Below are 3791 nucleotides of genomic sequence, written 5' to 3'. Positions count from 1 at the left end.
GTCGGGACGCGGTCGCATCGTCGCCGACGAGCGCACCAACACACTGATGATCAGCGACATTCCGAAGAAGATCGCGCGCATGCGCGAGTTGATCAGCGTCATCGACCGCCCGGTCGACCAGGTACTGATCGAAGCACGCATCGTCATCGCCACCGACACGTTCGCGCGCGAGCTGGGTGCCAAGTTCGGCATCAGCGGCAGCCGCGACAACGTGTATTTCAGTGGTGACCTGGAGGCCAACGCCAAGACCCGGCAGTCACAGGTGGACACCGCCAGCACCAACGCGAAGGCCGAGCGCGACTGGATCGCCGGTGGCCGTGTGGGCCCGCCGCCGGTTTCGGTCGGTTCGGCCATCACCCGTGGCCTGAACTGGAACCTGCCGGTGGCAACGGCCAGCAATCCAGGTTCGCTGGCGCTGTCGATCCTCAATGCCGGCTATCTGCTTGACGTGGAATTGTCCGCCATGCAGGAAGAGTCGCGCGGTGAAGTGATTTCCAACCCGCGGGTGGTCACCACCAATCAGCGCGAGGCGCTGATCAAGCAGGGCAAGGAAATCGGCTATGTCACCATCAGCGGTGGTGGCGCCGGCGGTGTAGCCACCCCGAACGTCCAGTTCAAGGAAGTGGTGCTGGAGCTGAAGGTCACACCGACCATCACCAACGACAACCGCGTATTCCTCAACATGGCGGTGAAGAAGGACGAGGTCGATCAGCTGATCCAGCTGCAGGGCTACGGTACGGTGCCGTCCATCAACCGCCGCGAGGTCAATACCGCCGTGCTGGTGGAAGATGGCCAGACCGTGGTGATCGGTGGCGTGTATGAGTTCACCGACCGCAACAGTGTCAGCAAGGTGCCGTTCCTGGGCGACGTGCCGTTCCTCGGCAACCTGTTCAAGAAGCGCGGTCGCAACAAGGACAAGGCCGAACTGCTGGTGTTCGTGACCCCGAAGGTCCTGCGCGTGGCGCGCCAGAACTGAGGCGCCGCAACCGCTGTATCCGACCGGGGCCGCCATGTGCGGCCCCGCGTCGTTTGCGCCAGTAGATCCACGCCATGCGTGGATGGGTGCAATGGATCCGCGCCATGTCCCCCAAGTAGATCCACGCCCTGCGTGGATGCTGTTCAGCCGTTCTTGATGCCAGCAGCCGGACGGCCTGCGATGATGTGGGGAACCCGAGCCATCCTGCGCCGGTCAAAGGCCCCCATGAACCTGCCTCCGCCGATGCCCGAATCCGTTTCTCCGCCGCCTGCCCCCGTCACCTCGCGCCTGCATGCGGCCTTCAGCGACCTGCGAGATGCACTGTCGGCCGAGATCGTTGGTCAGGCGGCGCTGGTCGAACGCCTTCTGATCGCCTTGCTGGCCGATGGCCACCTGCTGGTGGAAGGTGCACCGGGCCTGGCCAAGACCACGGCCATCCGGGCCTTGGCGGCGCGGCTGGAAGCAGACTTCGCACGTGTGCAGTTCACCCCGGACCTGCTGCCTTCCGACCTGACCGGCACCGAGATCTGGCGCCCGCAGGAAGGGCGTTTCGAGTTCGTGCCGGGGCCGATCTTCCATCCGATCCTGCTGGCCGATGAAATCAACCGTGCGCCGGCCAAAGTGCAGTCCGCGCTGTTGGAAGCCATGGGTGAACGCCAGGTCACCGTCGGCCGTCACACCTACGCGCTGCCGTCGCTGTTCCTGGTGATGGCCACGCAGAACCCGATCGAGCAGGAAGGCACGTTCCCGTTGCCGGAAGCGCAGCTGGATCGTTTCCTGATGCACGTACGCATTGGTTATCCGGACCAGGCGGCCGAGTCGGAGATCCTGCGACTGGCCCGCGAGCGTGCCCGGGGCGCGCTTGGCGAGGCCGCAGCGGCGCCGGAAAAGCTGCCGATGCAGGATGTCTTCGATGCGCGCCGCGAGGTGTTGGAACTGCACATGGCCCCTGCGCTTGAGCGCTATCTGATCGAGCTGGTGCTGGCCTCGCGCGATCCTTCGCGCTACGAGGCCTCGCTGGCGCGCCGCATCGCTTGGGGCGCCAGCCCTCGTGGCTCCATCGCACTGGAACGGTGCGCACGGGCGCGGGCGTGGTTGGCTGGGCGTGATTTCGTCACCCCCGACGACGTGCGTGCCGTGGCCGCCGATGTGCTGCGCCACCGGGTCCTGCCCAGCTATGAAGCCGTTGCCGAAGGGTGGGATGGTGAGCGCCTGGTGCAGGAGCTGCTGGCCCGGGTACCGGCACCCTGAGTGCGCGCATGACCGGCACGACCAACGGACCTGCTCCGGGAACCAGCGAAGGCGATGGTCTGCGACCGCAGCTGGCCGAGCTGGTGGCATTGCGCCGCCTGGCACAGCGTCCGCCGCCGCCTCGTCGAGGGCGCGCGGGCAGCGCAGGCCAGGCACCTTCACCACTGCGTGGGCGCGGCATGGAATATGCCGAATCACGCGAGTATGTGGCGGGCGACGACGCGCGCCACATCGACTGGCGCGTCACTGCGCGCACCGGTCGCACGCACACCAAACTGTTCCAGGCAGAGCGCGAACGGGTCACCCTGATCGTTGCCGATACGTCGCCTGCGCTGTATTTCGGTACCCGTGTGCGCTTCAAGTCGGTGCAGGCGGCGCGCGCGGGTGCAGTCGCGGCATGGTCCGCACAGCGTCGCGGCGACCGCATCGGTGCATTGCGCGGCAGTGATCGTGAAGCGCCGATCGCGCCGGCCGGCGGTGCCCGCGGCGTACTGCGCGTACTAGATGCACTCACGCGCTGGTACGCGCAGCCACCCGCCGATGACCTCGGCCTGGAGCGCGCGCTGGACCATGCCGGGCGGGTGCTGCGGCCCGGCGCGCGGATGCTGGTGCTGGCCGATCCGCAGCAGGCGCTTCGCATTCCGCCAGCGCGCTGGAGCGCACTGGCCCAGCACCATGACCTGAGTCTGCTGCTGCTGGTCGATCCGCTGGAGCTGCAGCCGCCGGCGGCCCCCTTGCAGTTTCTCGCCGCACAGCAGCGCATCGGCCTGGACCTGCGCCGCAGCGATGTGCAGGCGCACTGGCAAGCGCATTTTGTTGAACCCCTGCAGCAGCTGCGCGGCCAGCTTGCCGCGCGTCGCGTCTATGTGCAGGTGCTTTCCACTGATGCAGCCAGCGACGCCTGGCTGGCGCAGGCACCAACGGAGGTGCCGGCATGAGTGCCTCCCTGCCACTGCGTGATGTGCAGTTGCCAGCCTCGCCAGCGTGGTGGCCACCCGCACCCGGCTGGCTGATGCTGATCGCACTGGTTCTGCTGTTGCTGGCAATCGTTGCTGCGCTGGCCTGGCGTCGGCGCCGCCGACGCCAACAGTGGATGCGTGTGTTCGATCAGGAGATTGCGGCAGTGAACGGCGCGCCGTCGGAACTGGCAGCCATCGCCAGCCTGCTGCGGCGTGCGGCGCGTCAGGCACGCCCCGGCAGCGAAGCACTGCGCGATGACGCGTGGTGGCAGTACGTCGATCCCAAGGACACCCTGCCGCCTGCGCAGCGCAATCTGTTGGTCGAGGGTGCCTATCGTCCTCACGTGGATGCCGCTGCCGTGGCCGACGTGCGCGCGTGGGCGCGGGCGCGTTACTTGGCGTTGCTGCAGGAGCGCCGTCGATGAGCACGCTGGCAGCTTACTGGCCCTGGCCGGATCTGCAGCTGGCGTGGCCGCTGGCACTGCTGGCACTGCCGTTGCCGATCCTGATGTACGCGTGGAAACGTCGTGCCGACCCGGGCGCCGCGCTGCGCGTGCCCTACGCCGCTGCCGAACTGGAAGCACTGGCCGGTGGCGGCCGCATCG

General features: G+C 67.4%; 4 protein-coding genes and 1 pseudogene. All 5 read left to right on the top strand.

The features are described from left to right. A partial coding sequence (pilQ, locus tag DBR20_RS01860) for a type IV pilus secretin PilQ (RefSeq protein ID WP_146186927.1) occupies positions 1 to 976 on the top strand: 976 nt, incomplete at its 5' end. Positions 977 to 1201: 225 nt separating this feature from the next. Further along, positions 1202 to 2227: a MoxR family ATPase gene (locus DBR20_RS01855; protein ID WP_108264989.1), complete on the top strand. Its 1026-nt coding sequence runs from the start codon at positions 1202 to 1204 to the stop codon at positions 2225 to 2227. 8 nt (positions 2228 to 2235) lie between these two features. Then, complete coding sequence (locus tag DBR20_RS01850; protein WP_108264988.1) at positions 2236 to 3165, top strand: DUF58 domain-containing protein; 930 nt, start codon at positions 2236 to 2238, stop codon at positions 3163 to 3165. Continuing rightward, on the top strand, positions 3162 to 3611 hold the full coding sequence (locus DBR20_RS01845) for a DUF4381 domain-containing protein (protein WP_108264987.1): 450 nt from the start codon (positions 3162 to 3164) through the stop codon (positions 3609 to 3611). The genes DBR20_RS01850 and DBR20_RS01845 overlap by 4 nt, the downstream gene beginning before the upstream one ends. Beyond that, positions 3608 to 3791, top strand: a pseudogene (locus DBR20_RS22485) (VWA domain-containing protein); the annotation flags it as partial. The gene DBR20_RS01845 and the pseudogene DBR20_RS22485, both read left to right, overlap by 4 nt.

The organism is Stenotrophomonas sp. HMWF023, assembly GCF_003060985.1.
Classification (GTDB): Bacteria; Pseudomonadota; Gammaproteobacteria; order Xanthomonadales; family Xanthomonadaceae; genus Stenotrophomonas; species Stenotrophomonas lactitubi.
Note: the sequence above shows the minus strand (reverse complement) of the source record. Positions and strands in the feature narration are given on the sequence as shown.